Annotated in this window: 1 protein-coding gene; it reads right to left on the reverse strand. The window is 65.7% G+C overall.

Going from position 1 to position 1,135, the window contains the following annotated elements; translation table 11 throughout:
- Positions 1-1,133: elongation factor Tu (tuf, locus tag D7Y15_RS43565; RefSeq protein ID WP_120581740.1), on the reverse strand; the 1,133-nt coding region annotated here is incomplete at its 3' end.
- Positions 1,134-1,135: the final 2 nt, after the last annotated feature.

A 1,135-nucleotide genomic window follows, 5' to 3' on the forward strand; every position in this document is an offset into this window, starting at 1 on the left:
GCGAACCGGAGCTCCTTCTCCATCGCGACCGGGGTGATGAGCTCCACCTCGATGGCGATGTTGTCGCCCGGCATGACCATCTCGACGTTGTCCGGCAGCTTCACCGTGCCCGTCACGTCCGTGGTGCGGAAGTAGAACTGCGGACGGTACCCCTTGAAGAACGGGGTGTGACGGCCGCCCTCTTCCTTCGACAGCACGTAAATCTGCGCCTTGAACTTCGTGTGCGGCGTGATGCTGCCCGGCTTCGCCAGCACCTGGCCGCGCTCCATGTCCTCGCGCTTGAGGCCACGGACCAGCGCGCCGATGTTGTCGCCCGCCCGGCCCTCGTCCAGCAGCTTGCGGAACATCTCCACGCCCGTCACCACCGTCTTCTGCGTCGCGCGCAGGCCGACGACTTCGACTTCCTCGCCCACCTTGATGATTCCGCGCTCCACGCGGCCCGTCGCCACCGTACCGCGGCCGGCGATGGAGAACACGTCTTCCACCGGCATCAGGAAGGGCTTGTCCGTCGCGCGCTGCGGCGTCGGGATGTACGCATCCACCGCCTCCATCAGCTTCAGGATGGCCGGCTCGCCGATGTCACTGGTGTCACCCTCCAGCGCCTTCACCGCGGAGCCGGGGATGATGGGGATGCTGTCGCCAGGGAACTCGTACTTCTTCAGCAGGTCGCGGACTTCCATCTCCACGAGCTCACGCAGCTCGGGGTCGTCCAGCAGGTCCACCTTGTTCAGGAAGACCACGATGTAGGGCACGCCCACCTGGCGGGCCAGCAGGATGTGCTCGCGCGTCTGGGGCATCGGGCCGTCCGCCGCCGACACCACCAGGATGGCGCCGTCCATCTGCGCCGCGCCCGTGATCATGTTCTTCACGTAGTCGGCGTGTCCCGGACAGTCGACGTGCGCGTAGTGACGGTTCTTCGTCTTGTACTCCACGTGCGCCGTGGAGATGGTGATGCCGCGCTCGCGCTCTTCCGGCGCCTTGTCAATCTGGTCGTACGCCAGGAACGTGGCGCCGCCCGTCTTGGCCAGCACCTTCGTGATGGCCGCCGTCAGCGACGTCTTGCCGTGGTCCACGTGCCCAATCGTTCCGATGTTCACGTGGGGCAGGCTGCGATCGAACTTTTCCTTGGACATGA

The sequence above is a fragment of the Corallococcus sp. AB030 genome (assembly GCF_003668965.1).
GTDB lineage: Bacteria > Myxococcota > Myxococcia > Myxococcales > Myxococcaceae > Corallococcus > Corallococcus exiguus.